Source organism: Paenibacillus sp. FSL K6-2862 (genome assembly GCF_038005125.1).
GTDB classification, from domain to species: domain Bacteria; phylum Bacillota; class Bacilli; order Paenibacillales; family Paenibacillaceae; genus Paenibacillus; species Paenibacillus illinoisensis_A.
Window position 1 is genome coordinate 3,944,495 of the sequence record NZ_JBBOSN010000001.1, and the last position, 18,293, is coordinate 3,962,787.

Here is an 18,293-nt window from a genome sequence, read left to right on the forward strand (position 1 = left end):
TGCAACAACGATAACAATATTTTAATGAGTTGAGGAGGCCCAGCATTGTTCGCACGTCTGAACGTCTTCACCAAAATTACACTGTTGTTTGTAGCACTGCTTGTCCTGGTTTTATTCCTGTACACCTATTCAAACCGGGAAAGTGTACGTGTAATCGAACACGAAATTCAGAACAATACCATGAATCATTTGTCCACTTTTGCCGACTCTGTAGAATCCAATATTTACCAATTATCTCTCTATGGGATGTCCATTGGGCAAGATTCGAGCATACAGGAATATCAGCGGCCGGATTACAAAGATGTGCCTTATGAACGGGTCAAAGTTGGAAGTGCTATTCTTGAAAAAATGAATCTGTATAATGCAGCCAGTAAATGGCATTCCACCATCACCCTTTATTTTCCAAGGTTGCAAAAAGTCATTTCCACGGATTATTATGCTTATATCCCGTATGGAGAGGATGAATTTTCCAAGCCACTTTCGAAATCATGGGCATATAAGCATAATCAATTTGAGTGGTACACGACCGATCCAACGACAGCGATCGACACTCCTAGGAAGTCGAGACTGATTACCAAGATAAGCTTTCCAGTGTATCATCTGACCAGCATGCTGGATCAGAACAAATTGAATAACAAAGGTGACCCTTTTATGTTCCATCCCGAGTTTGGCTTAATTAGCAACACTAGTGGAAATGATACATTGACTGCGATTCAGTCCAAGCTGAAAGAGATGACTTTGCAGGAAAAAGGCGGATTCACCACGACGCTTGACAGTACAGAATACTATGTCTCGTACATCCATTCAGACAGTCTGGGATGGTACTACGTAGACTACGTGCCTATGCAGCAAATTCTAGGGCCGATCACAAATAGTCGTAATCTCTTCTACGCTTCCATAGCCGTTTTGATTGCTATGAGTGTTGTGGTGTTGTATGTGCTTTATCGAAGTGTGCAGCTTCCATTGCTTCAACTGGTAAAGGGAACGAACCGTTTGTCGACTGGAGATTTCTCTGTTCGATTACATCATTCTTCACGTAATGAATTCAGTTTATTGTTTGCACGATTTAACATCATGGCACAGCGAATTCAGGAGTTGATTGAGAACGTGTACGAAGAACAACTCCGAAGACGTGAGTCCACACTAAAGCAGTTACAATCACAGATTAATCCGCATTTTCTATACAATTGCCTCTTCTACATCAAAAATATGGCGAGGATGAAAAATGAGAAAGCCGTTGTGGCGATGGCGCTTAATTTAGGTGAGTATTATCGGTACATCACAAGATCCGAGAATGATCAGGCCACCATCAAAGAAGAGTTGAACATGGTGAAAAATTACCTGGAAATCCAGGCACTCCGGCTGGAACGCATGCATTTTACCATCGATGTACCGGACGATATGCTTCATAAAACGTTACCCCGTTTAAGCTTACAACCTATTGTTGAGAACGCTATCATTCATGGCATTGAACCCCGTACTGAAGACGGCCATATCAACATAACAGGTTATCATACGGATGAATTGTGTACGATAACCGTCGAGGACAGCGGGCTGGGTATGACGGAGAATCAGATGCAAGAATTGGTTGATAATCTTAATAAACCGCTCGATGGCAATATGGGATGCGGAACTTGGAATGTTCATCAGCGTTTGTCTTTTTTGTATGGTGAAGACGCGGGTCTAAGCTATGAACATACGCCTGGCGGAGGCGTTAAGGTAAGCATTACATGGTACAACAATATCAATGAGTAGGTGAAGTACATGTTACAAATTTTGTTAGTTGATGATGAACGTTCCGTTGTAGAAACGCTGGCGGAAACCATTCCGTGGGAGAGCTGCGGAATCGGCACTGTACACGAAGCTTTGTCAGGTGCCGTAGCACTGGAAATTATGGAGAATCATGATATTGATATCGTAATCACTGATATTCGCATGCCGGAGATGTCTGGTATTGAGTTAATCACGGCAATTCACGAGAAATGGTCGCATGTGCAGACCATTTTACTCTCGGGCTTTGCTGACTTCGAATACGCCAAACAAGCGATGGCTCAAGAAAGCTTTGATTATTTGCTGAAGCCTGTAAGTGATGAGGATCTAATCGAAACCGTACAGCGGCTTGTTGACCGGATCAAACAAAAATGGGAAGCGGCGGCCTCCTATCAGCGTGCATTACATGCATTCCAGGATAACTTGCCTTTATTGCAATCTACGATGCTCCATGAATTGCTGACAGGCAAAACCTATTCTCCCTCAACGCTCGCAGACAAGCTCGAATTACTAAATCTGCCCTATTCGGTTGGTGAGGAGCTGGGCATGCTTGTTATTCGAATGGAAGAGCATCTATCCGAGATGGCTGACCATGATCTTTCGCTGATGCAGTATGCCATTAGCAACATTATCAGCGAGGTGACGCAGCAGCATTTTCATATGTGGCATACGCGGGATGTCCATGATTATCTGGTTGTGCTGGTTAGTGTCAAAAAAGGCGGCACACAAAGTATGAGCAAAGAGGAAAAACCTCAAGTGCTGCTGGAACATTACGCTGCCCAAATTCAGACAAACGTTCAGTTGTATTTAAAAGGGGCTATTTCAATCGCAGTCTCTCACTGGGGCAAATTCCCTAATGAGATTGGTGAGATTTATGAGAGTGCTGTCAGATCCATGCGGAAGCGTATGGGACATGCTCAAGGCTTGTTCATCACGGCTTCAGACGATAAGGATGTACACCCCCTTCCTGCCATCCGTTCTCTGTACAAGCCTCCAACCCTAATCAGTCTTCTGGAAGCTGGCCGCTTTGACGATGTGGAACAGAAAATTGAGGTCATTTTCGAGGAATTGCTCGAATCCGCGCAGCATCATGATATCGCAGAAACGACGATTGAGGTGTATCATGCCTTGGCAGGGGCGTTTGCTTATATCATCCATAAGAATGGAAAACAAATTTCTTCTGTCCTGCCTGCCGAAACGTATAAATACTTCCAGGCTCCAAGCTATGCTACCGCCCAGCAGTTGAAAGACTGGTCGATCCGCACACTTCATTCCATCAGTGAAGACGCAGAACAGGAGCTGAAGGACAATCACAGTACCATCGTTCGCAGTGTCAAAAGCTTTGTGGACCTGCATCTGGCTTCCGATGTTTCCTTACCGGCTATTGCCGAGCATGTCCACCTGCACCCTGTGTATCTTTCCAAAGTGTATAAGACGGAGACTGGAGAAGCGCTGACAGCTTATGTCTATCGTTTGCGGATGGAAAAAGCAGCATACTATTTGCGATCCTCAAGTGCCAAGGTATTCGAAATTGCGGAGCTTGTCGGCTACAACAACACGGCGTATTTTATTCGGGTATTTAAAAAATTTTACGATCTGACACCACAGGAATATAGAGAGAATCTGCCGGTTTGAAGCAAAAAGGCCTCGCTGGAATGATTTCCAGCAAGGCCTTTTCTTTGTACTTCCCCACCTGTTTGAGCAGCTTGGTGAGAATGAAATAACGGATAAGATAGTTACATAGCTCGTACTTACTTTCCGCTCGTAACGGATTGGTACCACTCATTAACTTCATTCGTATTTTGATCTCCACCGGATGATTTCCACTTCTCTACAAATGTATCAAAAGCATCAACCGGAGCTTTACCATAGATTATTTGCGAGAACAGGTCCTTCTCCATTTTGGTTAAAATGTCGTTGTTCATTTGCATTGACATCGTTGGTGCACCTGTGAACATCTGTTTTAAAGCGATATCTTTTTGATCCTGAACAATCTTGGCCGCTTCCACCATGGGTACCGGTACACCAGACTTAAGTTTTTTCTCGAAAGGTGTTGTTGCTTCTTCACCGTTAGCAAACTTCGCAAGTGTAGTCATGTTCAGACTTGGGATACGTGCACCATCAAACGTTAAGGTGTATTTCTCAGGTGCATAACCGCCTGTCACACTAGCATCCGTTGTTACTTTGCCGTCTTTCATTGCCCAGTCATACCCTTCAGCGAAGCCATTTTCGAATTCATCACCTGCTTTTGGATTTGCATAGTGATCAAACAGATAGTTTTGATAAGTGAAAAAGACTTCTGGGTTTTTCATATCTTTGTTAATCAGAACTACACCGTTGTCGTTCGCGGTACCGCGTCTGCCTGCCTTGCCATCAGGTCCAGATGGAATCGGGTAAGCTTTGTACTCCGCTTCCGGATTGTTTTTCTTCACATCTTCGAGCGGCCATGACGGCATCCAGTGAGGCCCGACAACAATCCCTGCTTTACCTGCTGTAAACTCTTCTGCTGCTTTGGTTTCATCATATACCCCAGCTTCTTCTGGTATATACCCTTTTTTCATCCAGTCAGCCAGTGTTGCCAAAGCTTGTTTTGCTCCTGGATTTACAGAACCGTACTCCAGTTTGCCTTCTGCGTTCAGATTCCACTGATTTGGCATCGTGCCGTAGGCTCCGAAGACCCAACCAGCATCAGACATCCATGTGCTGAGCCAGTTTTTGAATCCGATGGTCAGACCGTAGGTGTCTTTTTTACCATTGCCATCCGGGTCTTTATTCGTAAACGTTTCCATAATCACTTCAAGATCAGCCAGCGTTTCAGGTGCTTTCAAATTAAACTTCTTCATCCAATCCTCGCGAATCCACATCACTGGATCACTATTGTAGGAGTAATCCAGAATCGGAATACCAATCCGTTTACCATCCTGCATGTACGGATACCATACGGAAGGATCTTCATTCACTGCAGCTTTCCATGTATCACTTGCATATTTATCAAACAATTCACCAGCATCAACGAACTTGCCTGTTTCAATCAACTCACGTGCCAGATTGAAATCGCCGCGATATGAAATAATATCCGGCATTTCTGCATTGGAAGCCAGCGACAAGCGCAGCTTCGTTTCAAACGCATTGTTGGTGGACGGTGATACCCACTGATTTTTTAATTCAATGCCGAGCTTGTCTTTTGCCCATTTGGTGTGCACGTTATTGTCCTGATCTTCACCAGATTTGAATTTGATTTCGGGTCCCCAGGGACGTAAATAAGTAAGTTTTACGGGCGGATCATACTTCCCTTCCTTCAATTCCAGTGCAGTACTCGGAGTGCTCGGTGCAGCCTCTTTGCTTGCTCCACTGTTACATCCGCTAAGAACTGCTGTAAGCGCAAACATTCCTGCCAAAGCCAAACCGCCAATCTTTCTTTTCTTGATTGTTTTCAACTTGTGAGTCCCCCTGTATGTAGTGATGTTGTCTACAGAGTCCATCATAATGAATGAACCATATGAATGCCCATACTAATATTGCAACATTTATTGTATTAATTTAGGATATTAAAAAGTGAATACGGATGTTGTATTAGTACAACGTCTTACTCTTGTCTCTCTTGTTTATCAGGGTGACCGAAAGGTTCCAGCAAGGTTTGTATCTGCTTGGCATCATAAGGTTGGCCTAACAGTTCAATAAACTGCTCGGGTGATCAGTTGTTATTGGTATCGTTGCTGTTACTCATACTCATGGTTTTCCGTCCACTCTATGTCGAGTTCATTTCCACACTTTTCCCTCATCATCTTACGTTTCGATTGTTCTGTAAAGGTTGAAAATGATCATAAAAAAACAGAGGATTGCGGACGTAATCCGCTCCTCTGTTTCTTGCAGTTTATTGCACTAGTTGGACATGATCGTGAGTTTCTGTTAGTTACTCGTATATTTCACCCAATCGTATTCTGCGTATAACGGATTAGCTCCATTATATGCCCCTAACCAGCTGTCAACGCCGGTTCCGTTCCACAAGTTCATCATAATTTTACCTGGTGTTTTCGGAATATTGGTTGTAGCTGTATGTTTCAGCACGCCATCGACGTACCACTTAATGTGACCTGGTTGCCAATCAAACGCATACGTATGGAATCCCTGGGACGCATCGAAGCCCAGATTTACGATCTTCTCATGATTTCCAACGCCGTTTGTATAATAATTGAATTGTACTTTCGTTGTGTCTTTGCCAAGGAACTCGATATCAATCTCATCCCATTGTGTGCCATCAGAAGGACCGGTATAGGTGAAAAAAGAGGATACAATCCCTGTATTTTTAGCAGGCTTCATGCTAACTTCGTAAAGTCCATATCCATAACTGTTGGTTGTTCGGTATTCTCCGCAATCAAATTTGTTGTATGCCGAACTCGTCAAACCCAGTCGCAGTTTACCATCACTTGTAAAATTGACATTGTTCGCCAGCCAAGTACAGTTAAACATGGAGCCGTTGGAGTATCCATCTGCCTTTTGCCACGTACTAGAATTGAAGTAGGTTAACGGCTCCCAGAACACATACCCCGCGAAAGCGCTTACCGAAAAAAATAAAGAAACCACTCCCGAAACAATCAATGTGTACCATGTCTTCCTTTTCATCATACACCTCCATTAAGGATTCCACCCATTTAATAAAGCGCATACATTGGTTGGTATTTCCATTTTACCCGGATCGAAAATGACGAACTATAGCAAACTTCCAAGAATAAATATTCATTTTTTAAGATAATGTTCTCTGTCGTCTTCTATAAAAAAGGCCCTTCTGTTAGGAAGGGACCTCTTATATTCCACGTACGACTCGAAACCCCTGATCGGGGCCAAATCCATTGGCATCAAATTTACCCGGAAAGGAAATCTCGTTGTTGTTAACACCGCCAATCCAGCCGCCCCCCTTGACCACACGCCAGGTATTCTCCGGGCTCTCGGGATGACTGTACCAGTCCCAGCACCATTCTCTCACATTTCCTGACATATCATGGATGCCCAGTTCATTGGCCTTCATGGTACCCACTTTTTGGGTTTGATTTCGGTTGCTCTCAATCGCAGGCCAGCTCCAGTCGCCAGTCAATATCTTGTCCCCTGCATTGATCCAGTACCAGGCTACTTCATCAGGATTGCTGCTTCCACTATAGACGTAGTTCATGCTTTTTTGGCCTCCGCTTGCAGCATACTCCCACTCTGCTTCAGTGGGCAAGCGATAACCGTCTGCGCCTTCATTTACAGTGATCGTCCATTTGAGATTGTCGTTTTCGTTTTTGTTGCTTGGATCGGTCGTATTCTTGTCGATATTATAGTAGGGTTTCAGGTTTTCCTTGATGCTGCGCTGATTGCAGTATTCCACGGCATCGTACCAGCTCACCATTTCAACGGGCAGGTCGTCTCCCTTGAAGCCGGATGGATTCTCGCCCATGATCTCCATCCATTCCTTCTGCGTAACTTCGTATTTCCCGATATAAAAATCAGAAACGGTTACGTCCTTACCGCTAAACGTCGACTTGGTGCTCTTAAAGGTTCCACCCTCCACGTATACAAAATGATCCCCTACATCAGCATTCGTTGATGAACAAGCGCTTAGGCAAGCCACAGCTGCAATGAACAGAAATAGCATCCACTTTTTCATTCTAAGTCTCCTTCTGGTTCCTGGATTGAAAGCAAGACAGGCCTTGGACCTGTCTTGCTAGATCTCCTGTTCAGGAAATTACGATTGAACCATTCCCTGGGAATGATGACCAGAAGCTAGGACGTTACCAAACGGTCACGTTGGAGCTTCCGCTGCTTTGATATCCTTCAGTTGCCATCACCTGATAAGACCAGCTGTTGCCCAGATACATGCCTTTGCTTGCCCATGCATTCACGTGATTGCTGAACGTAATTGTAGAGTTCACACCAATGGGACGCTTGGTTTGTCTCACACTCCAATATTGAGGGAAGGTCTGCGTGCCATCAATGGAAGGTGCGTTGTATCTCATGGTGGTATAGATATCATATGTGCCGCCATCACTGTTCACTGTGCCTTTATATGTTCCGGTTGGACGGTATGTTCCCCAGTTGTCCACCACGTAGTATTCAATAAGTGCATTCCGTGTCCACCCGTAAAACGTCAAATATCCGTTGCCAGATGGAGAGAATACACCCGCATTGTAATTCACTACTCGATTAGGTGTACCGTAAGTCCACCCTTTACCGACAACAAAGTTCCCCGTGTTCTGCCAGTTTACACTGTAGTTTCCTCCCGAACCGTTCACGGCATTAACTGTACCCCCTCCATCTGTCCAGTTCTGCCAATAATCTGTTGCTGCGCTGGATGTAGCGGCAAATACTCCGAAGCTCATGGAAGCGGCAAGGACAACAGTTAACAATTTTTTTCCGAATTTAAACATGGTAAAAACCTCCTGATATTTGGATTAGTTTTTGAATAATTCGGTACTTTTTTGGGTAGACACTGGAGTTGGAGTTGAGTTGGTATTTATTTAAAAAGACGTTTGGAAAACAGATACAAATCATTTTTCCACACTGGCCAGTCATGACCTCCGCTCTCTTCATACCAGATGTGCGGTACGTCCTGCTGCTCCAAATATTGATGTACGTCAACGCTAATTTGGATAAGATTATCCTGATCGCCACAGGAGATCCAAAGAAGCGACAAAAGCGAGATTGCTTCCTGCGGATTAGGAAGGAGCAGCTCTGGCGCTTTGGTGTTTGGAGCGGGAGAGAAGGCACCGACCCAAGCGAAATGGTTGAGATTGCCCAACCCTATGTTTAAGGACTGTCCTCCGCCCATGGATAAGCCGGCGATTGCCCTATTATCCCTGGTTGTACTTGCGTAATAATTAGATTCAATATAAGGAATAAGGTCATGAATCAAGTCGGATTCAAATCGTTCAAAGGCTTTTATTTTCTCCGGGTCAAATAGATCTCCCTCGGCTCGATCGTTTGGCATGGCGCGACCGTTGGGCAAAACAACAATCATGGGCTCCAGCAGGTTATCGTTGTAAAGATTGTCCAAGATGATCTGCGGGCTACCATGCTGCTGCCATTCCATCTCATCTCCACCGATCCCGTGAAGCAGGTAAAGAACAGGGTATGTGTTTTCGGAAGAAAATCCTGGAGGTGTGTACACCAGTGCTTTCCGGGTATTCCCTACCGTAGTGGAATCATACTCTATCGTCTCTATTGCTCCGCGAGGTATATCATTGCGATATTGGTCAAATCCAGCCGGTGCTGAAGATATCATGTACAGTACTCCCTTCATAGGTGCATTTAGCAATTGGATTAATCTCCGGCCTTTGTTTTGTTAACTGACATAGCCAAAACCAAGAATCGTGAAGCGTTTATCCTCATGCCCTTCTGCCATTTCGATCTCGATCGTATGCTCTCTGACGTGCTTATCTTGAATTAGGAGCATGGCATGACAGCGTGTCCAATTTACTTCATGCGGATTGGCTTGTTTGGTGAGAACACCATCCACTTTGATAAGGGCTGTTCCGAACTCGTCGCTTCCGGAGTCTTTGAAAATTAATAGAAGACACCTGCAACGCATTTGCAGCTTGAACTTTTGCGCTTCGGCCCTATCACCGCGGGTATACATCCAATTGTGCGGGAAGAGCGGCGTAGCATAATCGTGATCATCCATCTCGGCCATCTGCAGGTCGGTATCCGTCTGCGCGAAGCACCCCGGGTTGATTTTGGCAAGCTGATTGCCGTTTTTTCGATCAAGCAGTTTCACGTGGACGAAATCATCCCCAATCACAGGCGGCCTTCTCAGATCATGATCGTCCTGGTCCAGTTCGGCATGATTCACGGCATCAAACAGGTGACCCAGTGCATCGGCCATGATCTGATGTCCCAGGTTGGTCGGATGATATATATCATGAAAATATTGCTCTTTGGTTATGACGTTACCTTCTCGCTTGGTCTTGTGGAATTGCTCGACAAGAGCATCCTTCATGCTCACCATGGGCAGATTGTAATGCCAGCCCACCGGAGCTAGGCGATCCTGTAGATTCCAGTCGTTCTCAAAGACACTGAACAAAAGGATGACTGCAGGCTTGTTATCTGCAGCAAGCGCTTTCAATATTAAACTTTCATAACAGTTCCCCCGGGTTTCATCGTCCGCATCATTAACTGCAAACTCAATAACGACGATATCCGGGTGAATTTGGCCATCTCCAAGCACATCACGATCATAGCGTATCATTCCCAGTTCGGAAGGCGTTCCGCCTACTCCGGCTTTAACCAGCTGAATGGAACGACTGTCTGATGGAGCAAACATCGCCTTGAACCGCTCATACGATCGATAGGCGTAACTACGGAGATGAATAGGAATTGCGCCAGCGCCGTGGGTGATCGAACCACCGATATAAGCCATAACAACAGGTTCACCCTGTCCAGCCTTCTGAATTGCCCGTTTTAATCTGGCATTGTGACCTTTGTTCAAAAGAGATTGGCTAATCATTTTGTGATATTCAGGGGAGCAGTAATCGAACGTTGCCTCGTTATTCGTCTCCTTCACTCCAACGGGATCGCGCGGTGCAGTTATCCCTTGGTGTATATCTGCTTCTGGTGTATCTCCTGCATCGCGAACCATGTTTACCACCATCCTTTCTTCGATCATAAAGTTCATCGTCATTTGAAGGAATCCAAACGGGTAAAACTTTATGCTTGGTGGGTCCTTCTTCACGAGTGTAACACTTACATAATTTTACAGATACCCGATAAAGTATAGGACTTGCAGCAATCATATCATTTCATTTTGGTCATGATAATCGGAAAAAGGAAAGAACTAAGATTTCCAATGTAAACGCTTTAATTTATACACATTTACCGTGATATAATGGGTTTAACGTTTGCAATAAGAGGAGGAAAACCCATGAATATCACCGGTCAAGGCGCCTATGATACAAATACATACAACAATCTCTTCCACAAATTTGGTTATGATGAACAGGAAATAAACGCACGGCTGGAGGAGTCATGGAACGAGCTGTTTTATGGAGAAGAGGATACGCGAATCTATTACCCGATGGGTGAGGACAAAGGCTATTTACTCGACACCGGTAATAACGATGTTCGCTCCGAAGGCATGTCTTATGGCATGATGATGGCTGTTCAGATGGACAAAAAAGAAGAATTCGATCGGCTCTGGAATTTTTCCCATACGTTCATGCAGCATGCTGAAGGTCGATACAAGGATTATTTTGCCTGGCACTGCAAACCTGATGGAACCCGCTTATCTCAAGGTCCTGCACCTGATGGTGAGGAGTTTTTCGCGATGGCTCTCTTCTTTGCTTCTAACCGCTGGGGTGATGGAGATGCGCCTTTTAACTATAAGGAACAAGCCAGAAGAATCCTCCGCGCATGCATTCATCAAGGTGAAAATGGCGAGGGAGATCCCATGTGGGACCCGGAAACCAAATTGATCAAATTCGTACCGGAATCTCCATTCAGTGATCCATCCTACCATCTCCCCCACTTCTATGAGTTGTTTGCATTATATGCGGATGAAGACGATCAAGCCTTCTGGAAAGATGCAGCGGCGGCAAGTCGAGCTTATCTGCATTCCGCCTGTCATCCTGTAACCGGGCTTTCGCCTGAATATGCGAACTATGACGGTTCACCCGCTCCTGTTCAGCCGCATGGTGATTTTAGACACTTTTACAGCGATGCTTACCGGGTTGCCGCGAATATTGCTCTGGACTGGGAATGGTTCGGCAAGGATCCCTGGCAGGTGGAGCAATCCAATCGAATTCAGTCCTTCTTCAGCAGCATTGATGTCGCCGAATATCGCCGATATACCATTGAAGGTGAACCGTTCGATGAACCTTCCTTACATCCGATCGGTCTGCTCGCTACCAACGCGATGGCCTCGCTGGCTGCAGATGGTCCACATGTCGAACATTTCGTACGCCTCTTTTGGAACACCCCCTTGCGGCAGGGTGAGCGCCGCTATTATGATAACTGTCTGTATTTTTTCAGCTTGCTGGCTTTAAGCGGTAGATATCGGATATATTAATCCCTCTACAATGAGTCATCGTACAAATGGAGTTCCTATGCATCACAGCACATCGCGCAGACTGAAATCTCACGTAAAGAGGACCTTTCCGGCGATAACAGCCGTGAAGGTCCTCTTGTTCAATAATGTTAATTGCTAACCGCGATAAATTTCCATTGTTGATTCGTTGCACCCGTGTACGTATTCTGCTGCAACTTGGCACCATCGGATGTGGAAGCGTTTTCTACTTCAATCGCTTTGTTGCTGTTCACGTTAATAATACTCCAATATCCATTCCCCAGATCGTTGACTTTGAAATGCTGTGCGGTCGTGTTCAGATTGCTCATGAGCTGAACCGCTTCACCGTTCGTGAGGGTACCGTTGCGAATATCAATCACTTTGTCCGGTGAGTTCACGCTGGTTAGTGTATAACTGCCACCGCCGATGGAGGTCAGAACCCACTTCTGAGGATTGCCGCCCAGATCGCTCCACTGCTGAAGCTGTAGATTGTTTTGATTTTGCCCCCCAGGAACGTCAATGACCTTATTAGAATGTCTGGCCACAATTTTGTAGGTTGCACCTGACACAAGCCCGGTTGTGGGTCCACCACCATTTCCACTACCTGGATACGATTGAGCACGTTCATGGTACCAGTTGAACAGGAATCGTCCCATGGCACTTCGTGAAGCATCGCCATCCCATTTCAGTCCAGCCGTTGGATCGGCAAAAGAACTGCGCTGCCCTGGCTCAAGAATGAAGCCGTTCATGTGAGCCGCAATACTAACGTTTCCAGCCGCGTTGAAGATGGTTTTGGTATTGGTACCGAAACCTTCGTTGCTGCCATTAAACAGGTTCCAATAGGCCGAATCACCAGCTTTGTTCTTAAACCAGGTTACTTCCGTGATATTGATCGGATACTTGTCTGCTGCTGCTTTCACATTGGTATTCCACTGATCTTGCAAAATGGAGAAGTTATCGTACGCGCCGTAACCCGGATACCAGTGAACGGCATATCCGTAGTTGTTCAGGGGATCCGTCAATGGATGGCTTGCCGTCAGACTGTAGAACTGGTTATACCCCAGACCTGCAGCCCAGATTACGTTATCGGCACCCTGGTTACGAATCGTGGAGATGATGGAGTTCTGGAAATTGCGCAGGTCATTCCAGTGATCCACAAAATCATTTTCCCCGTTGTATCCGCCCCAATGTCCATTCGCATACGATTTCACTGGCTCGTTAATGAGCTCAAAGTGAACGTTATCGGCACTTTTAATCTCGGGACGAGATGCAAGATATCCCCAGATTTGATTGAATTTCTGCAGGTTGGAAGCGGTGGTTGCCTGGTCATCCTTCAACGTAAAGTCGAGTCCCAGGACGACATACACACCTTTGGTTTTGGCATATTGAATGTATGGGATAATGACGTTCTGCGTAACGGTCTGCACACCGGCAAAATTGTATGTACCCGCCGCCACATCACCCATGTCCTCACGATCAATGAACAGACGTACCTGATTCATGTTCCATCCATGATTACTGCCGTATTTCGGACTTGTGTCCGCAAATGTATCGGTAATGTCTTTCAGGTAGGCCAGTGTAGCCGCATGACGATTGTTGCCGTGCAGATTAAGATAATAATTGCTGTTCTGATACGTCCAGTAGGCACCTGAAGGTTGATGCCAACCGTTCAGAAGCACAGGCTGATTGTTGCTGTTCACCAGATTCTTGCCACTTACGTGAAGCTTGCCCATAGGCATGCCAACCCACGCCTCTGCGCGGCTTCCTCCCCATGGAGCAATCGTAATCAGTAAAGCCAAAACGAGTAAAAGTTTACAAGACATCCACATCTTTTTCACTTTATATCCTCCTGTCATGATCGATTGCTTTTCCTCAATGCAATATCCGATGAATCGCAGCAAAGCCTAAGAGTAGACTAAGCATCGGTTGGCGCACGCTTCCGCAACCCGTTCCACACGTTCAGGGGCAAGACTCCTCCTCCTCTCTTCAGATCGTATCGATCTGTCTCGGATCTTTCTTCACGGTTAAGCCTAACGTTTTAGCCAACGATTCCTGTACGTTCTACACTTTCCACGAAATAACGCTGCACGAAGAGATAGATAACAATCAAAGGCAGAATGGCGAGCAATATTCCCGTATCCTGAATCATGCTTAGATAAAAAGGATCCGCCTTAGAGGCTCCATCACTTACTTGTTGGGCCAGATTATACGGAAGCGAAGACAGTTGGGTCGACATGACCTTACTTGAAGTCAGATACGTGGTCGTGTAGAAGCTATCATTCCACTGCCATACAAAGGAAAACAGCATCACGGTCACCATGGATGGAATTGCATTCGGCAGCATAATTCGGGCAAAGGTCCGCCCAATGCCTGCACCGTCCACATATGCCGCCTCTTCCACTTCCTTCGGAATGCCGCGGAAGAACTGACGAAAGATAAAAATATACAATCCGGCTTTAAGCGAATTGGCCGTAATGGCGGTCAGAATGAACGGCCAGTAGGTATTCAGCAGGTTCACCGGTTTGCCAGTAATCAGTGTCATCAAGCCCATCAGGTCGAAGCTTTTCAGATTGAGATACACCGGAATCAAAATCGTCGTGGGCGGAACGAGAATCGTGAGAATGACACCTGCGAACAGCAAATTGCTCCCCTTGAACTTCAACCTGGCGAAACCATACCCTGCAAGTGCACAGGACGCTGTCGTTAACAGTGTTGTTGTCGCTGACAGAGCGAAGGTATTGAACAGAGTCGCCCAGTAATCCATAACCCGGATAGCCTGCTGAAAGTTATCGATCGAGAAATTCTGGGGGATCCATACCACCACTGCGGAATACAGGTCACCCTTATCTTTGATGGACGTTGAGATTTTCTGAAATATCGGAAAGAGGATAACAAAGGAAAGTCCAGTAATCAGTACGAATCGAATCACTGACCAGAGCCAGCCTTTCCAGTGTTCCAGCGATAATAATCGAGAAGTCGTCACGCTGAACGTCCTCCTTTCTAATCTTGATAGAAGACTCGTTTCGAGAAAATAATGGATACAATCACGAGAATGATGGCAATCGCTAGAAAATACACCCATGCCATCGCCGAGCTGAGGCCAAAGTCAAATTTCACGAATCCGGTATCGCGGATCAGTTCAGTCATGGCGTTATTGGCAAACGAGTCGATAATCGTGTAGATCGCATTGACAAAGATCAGCGGACTGACCATCGGGAATGTAATCTTCCAGAATGCTTCGTACCCGGTAGCACCTTCCATTTTGGATGCCTCATAGAGCTGAGGAGAAATGGTCTGAATGCCAGCCAAAAAGATCAAAATTTGCACCCCCGACTGGCTGACAATCTGATAGATTCGATCAACGGCACTGCTCAGATACGTCACGATCCATTCGCTCACCCCGGCATCCAACATCAGATTTTCGAGCTCAAATGTACCTAGTGCGCTTCCTCCAGTACTATTCTGATTAACAGCATCAATCAAGCTGGTGCTTTCCAGTGACATGATGACACCGGATGCCAAAATAACGGGCAAGAAGAATATGGAACGTGCCACAGCCCGGCCTCTGAACTTCTGGTTCAGGATGACGGCTAGAAACAGGCTAAATATGACAATAAGAGGCACATTGACAAGCACATCGGTAATCGACTCGATCAACGCTCGGTTAAAACTGGTATTGACGGTGAGCGCCTGAATATAGTTGGCAACCCCGGTGAATTGAATGGCAATGCCTTCTGCATTGGCCTGAATCGTGCTCATGCTGTAACGCAGTGACGCGAGCAGCGGGATGAAGAAAAATAATACAAATCCGACCAGCCATGGAAGCACGTAGATGACGCCCCACATGGCTTTCTGCTGAGCATACGTACGACTTCCCGATTTCCATTTCAGGAGTGTCTTCAGAGCTGCTCACCACCTGTCACATAACCTTGGGCTTCCACGGATTGGCCCTCAACCTCTACAGGAAAATCATTATAATTCACGATCACGAAGCCACCGCCATCATAGGTTGTTCGGTACACACCTTCCGCCAATGCTTCATGCGATTTCATGGATCGCCCGGCAAATGGAAGATTGGTCTGATTGACCTCGTTGTACATCTCGGCAGCCAGATCTACCCACTGCTCGTAATTTGCCGCGTACAGATCGTCATAATCGGTCTGTTTGACTACATGATTAGGCGCATTAAACCAGGCAAAGTAAGGACTTGCACCATATTCAATCAGCTTCAGCACATATTGTCTCGGGTTCGTATACGTCGAGAGATTATAGGGAGATCCCGTGTAACTAATATTTCCATGAACCACCAATTGGAAAAATGGAATCTCCTCATCCTCCAGTTTGAACTGACTGCTGCTCATTGGAGCATCTGTCAGTCCGGTAACATAAGGCAGCGCGTAGCTATTTCCACCTTCGGCCACAACGGAACCTGCCTGCTGTTTGATCTGTTCCAGGGCTTTGGTGACTACGCCCAACGCTTCCGTTCGATCCAGCTGCTTCTTGGGATTCATGTCGCTGTTCAGCTGTTCAGCCAGATCCTGGAGGCTCAGTGATTGCGCTTGCTCTGCTTTTGAAATAGACTTCATCTCATCCAGCATATCTGTGGTAACCTGATCCAGCTTGTTGGGCGAAAGTACATAGGCTGGTGACCTTTCCCGGTCACGGCGCTGTAAGGCTTGATTCATCGGATACACAACAGCCGGTTCCTGGGTTAACGTTCGTGAAGCCTCTTTATTTGGTTTGAACCCTTTCTTCGACTGCACATTCAGCAGAGCTATATCCGGATAAAATCCGATACCCGCTTCCCGTGCGTAATCACTAAATTCGCGCATGCCCTTCTTGCCACCAATGGTTCCATCCACCGAAATGGAATCCGGCAGTCGGTGGTGCAATCCATCATTGAACCATCCGGCGTAGCGAACCTGAATGTTGGATACATTTTTCTCCGTGAGCGTGGACAGAATCTGCTTGGCTTCCTCAAAAGTCGTAAGCGCCTCAGTCGAATCATAAGGGATACCCAGCATATGCTGCCGGGTTGTCATCCCGCCGAACAATTTCAGATAAAATGGAATGCCCGCCTGTTCTTTACCCGCTTGCTGCTCGGGAAGTCCTCCAGTTTGCAGCAGATAATTCCGATAGAGTTCCGCCAGCCCTGAATAGGAAGCCTTCTCCCCGCCGACAAAGGCGTAACGGACAACAAAGTCTGACGCTGTCGGTTTTTTCTGGAATTTGGGAAGTGTTCGCACCATGTCACTTGCCTGAAGCGTTACATCGCTTTTATTCATGACATAGAAGCTTGGATATACGTTGTTATAGCTGTTCAGCTTGCCGCTGATATCCGCATTCACCACTGCCACAGCGTCCCCCTCCTCGATAATGCCAAGGAAAGCTCCCTCTTTGCGAATCAGTCCAAAGACCGGCAACCGGGCTTTGGCTTCCGCCGAGCCGGCTTCTCTCAACTTCATCGTCAAATCCGGGCCGTAAACATCTTGTTGGTAACCGGGATACTGGAGCTTGCCATTGTTAAAATGGATTAGTGCTCCCGAGCCGTCCGGTACAAATATCGAGCCCTCTTCATTCATCCCACCGGCTCCGAAATATTCCAGTACGGATATGGTGTTGATCGGATATTCTTCCGGAAAATGAATGCCGGATGCAGGAACACGCACCAGCAGATTCTCACCATCCAGTTCGTATTCCAGCGTCATCATGAAGAGCCTCGGTCCACTTCGCTCCTGATCGATCCCGTGCTCGGCATGGTCCTGTGCCAGGTCTTCTTCCGTATAACCGGCCGTGTCAAATGCCTTGAGAGCACGAGACAGCTGAAGTCCCTGCAGAGCCTTGTCGATTCGAACATAAACACCTTCTTCTTTGTCTTCGGTATACCCGATCTTCAAGGCGCGTTCTCCTGCCTTGTCGAGCTGTGCTAACAGCTTTTGCTCAAATCGTTCCTTGCTGATTTTGACCGGCAAATCTTCAATGGAGCGCTCCGTGCTCCCGAACTGATAGTGAACCCGGACCCCGCTTGGCATAGCCTCATAGCTAACCTGCTTATGACCGATGCTATCCGTATAAGAGTTCACCGTACTGCTCTGACCCTGGTTGTTAAAAAAGCTAAGTCTGGCTTGGGATGACAGAAGATCTTTGTTAATGCCGGCCGCAATCCCGTCCTGCTCTCGATCTGCCGGATTGCTGCGCCAGATCTGTCCGCTCTCTCTGTCCAGGACAGCAATCTCTGCCGTCTTTTCATCGATAAACAGCTGCAAGGCTTCATTCCTGGCAATACCAATCATGTCTTGCAGTCGAGGATCGCTGAAAGAAGATTTCAGTTGTTCTCCGGGAGGCAGGGAGGGAAGATCGGCCTGATCTACAGCTGCTGCTGCCTCACGAGCTTGCGGTGATAGCGAGACCTGGCAACCACTTAGAAGCAGACTGCCAATCAGCAGCATTCCGGTTATTTTTTTTGCTACAGCATATTTCACTGGATGTC

The 18,293-nt window shown here is 46.4% G+C and carries 13 protein-coding genes; 3 read left to right on the plus strand and 10 right to left on the minus strand.

Annotated elements, in window-relative coordinates; genetic code table 11:
* Positions 1 to 45: 45 nt before the first annotated feature.
* Together MHB82_RS17690 and MHB82_RS17695 are read left to right on the plus strand one after the other, a co-directional pair.
* Positions 46 to 1,755 carry a sensor histidine kinase gene (locus tag MHB82_RS17690; RefSeq protein ID WP_341175469.1) on the plus strand — a complete coding sequence of 570 codons (1,710 nt, stop codon included), beginning with the start codon at positions 46 to 48 and terminating at the stop codon, positions 1,753 to 1,755.
* A gap of 9 nt (positions 1,756 to 1,764) precedes the next feature.
* Positions 1,765 to 3,405, plus strand: a complete 1,641-nt coding sequence (locus tag MHB82_RS17695; RefSeq protein ID WP_110823067.1) for a response regulator — start codon at positions 1,765 to 1,767, stop codon at positions 3,403 to 3,405.
* A gap of 116 nt (positions 3,406 to 3,521) precedes the next feature.
* Here the strand turns inward: MHB82_RS17695 and MHB82_RS17700 are convergent, their stop codons facing one another.
* The 6 genes from MHB82_RS17700 to MHB82_RS17725 form a co-directional block, all read right to left on the minus strand.
* A complete protein-coding gene (locus MHB82_RS17700; protein ID WP_445671263.1) occupies positions 3,522 to 5,159 on the minus strand; it encodes an extracellular solute-binding protein in 1,638 nt (545 codons plus the stop codon).
* A gap of 520 nt (positions 5,160 to 5,679) precedes the next feature.
* Positions 5,680 to 6,393, minus strand: a complete 714-nt coding sequence (bglS, locus tag MHB82_RS17705) for a beta-glucanase (protein ID WP_341175471.1) — start codon at positions 6,391 to 6,393, stop codon at positions 5,680 to 5,682.
* 181 nt (positions 6,394 to 6,574) lie between these two features.
* Complete coding sequence (locus tag MHB82_RS17710; protein ID WP_110823069.1) at positions 6,575 to 7,414, minus strand: formylglycine-generating enzyme family protein; 840 nt, start codon at positions 7,412 to 7,414, stop codon at positions 6,575 to 6,577.
* A gap of 124 nt (positions 7,415 to 7,538) precedes the next feature.
* Positions 7,539 to 8,174, minus strand: coding sequence for a glycoside hydrolase family 11 protein (locus MHB82_RS17715; RefSeq protein WP_095357522.1), 636 nt, complete (start codon positions 8,172 to 8,174; stop codon positions 7,539 to 7,541).
* A gap of 86 nt (positions 8,175 to 8,260) precedes the next feature.
* Positions 8,261 to 9,028 carry an alpha/beta hydrolase gene (locus MHB82_RS17720; protein WP_341175472.1) on the minus strand — a complete coding sequence of 256 codons (768 nt, stop codon included), beginning with the start codon at positions 9,026 to 9,028 and terminating at the stop codon, positions 8,261 to 8,263.
* A 60-nt stretch (positions 9,029 to 9,088) separates the two neighbouring features.
* Positions 9,089 to 10,417 carry an SGNH/GDSL hydrolase family protein gene (locus MHB82_RS17725; protein ID WP_341175473.1) on the minus strand — a complete coding sequence of 443 codons (1,329 nt, stop codon included), beginning with the start codon at positions 10,415 to 10,417 and terminating at the stop codon, positions 9,089 to 9,091.
* Between the two features lie 246 nt (positions 10,418 to 10,663).
* Here MHB82_RS17725 and MHB82_RS17730 point away from each other — a divergent pair, with 246 nt between their 5' ends.
* On the plus strand, positions 10,664 to 11,806 hold the full coding sequence (locus MHB82_RS17730; RefSeq protein ID WP_110823075.1) for a glycosyl hydrolase family 8: 1,143 nt from the start codon (positions 10,664 to 10,666) through the stop codon (positions 11,804 to 11,806).
* A gap of 128 nt (positions 11,807 to 11,934) precedes the next feature.
* On the opposite strand, the gene MHB82_RS17735 is transcribed toward MHB82_RS17730, so the two are convergent.
* From MHB82_RS17735 to MHB82_RS17750, 4 genes are all read right to left on the minus strand, one after another.
* Entirely contained in the window at positions 11,935 to 13,632 is a 1,698-nt protein-coding gene (locus MHB82_RS17735) for an RICIN domain-containing protein (RefSeq protein ID WP_341176656.1), read from the minus strand.
* A 209-nt stretch (positions 13,633 to 13,841) separates the two neighbouring features.
* A complete protein-coding gene (locus MHB82_RS17740; protein ID WP_110823077.1) occupies positions 13,842 to 14,786 on the minus strand; it encodes a carbohydrate ABC transporter permease in 945 nt (314 codons plus the stop codon).
* A gap of 17 nt (positions 14,787 to 14,803) precedes the next feature.
* Positions 14,804 to 15,649, minus strand: coding sequence for a carbohydrate ABC transporter permease (locus tag MHB82_RS17745; RefSeq protein WP_095357516.1), 846 nt, complete (start codon positions 15,647 to 15,649; stop codon positions 14,804 to 14,806).
* Between the two features lie 53 nt (positions 15,650 to 15,702).
* Positions 15,703 to 18,285: a DUF5696 domain-containing protein gene (locus MHB82_RS17750; RefSeq protein WP_341175474.1), complete on the minus strand. Its 2,583-nt coding sequence runs from the start codon at positions 18,283 to 18,285 to the stop codon at positions 15,703 to 15,705.
* Positions 18,286 to 18,293 lie beyond the last annotated feature (8 nt).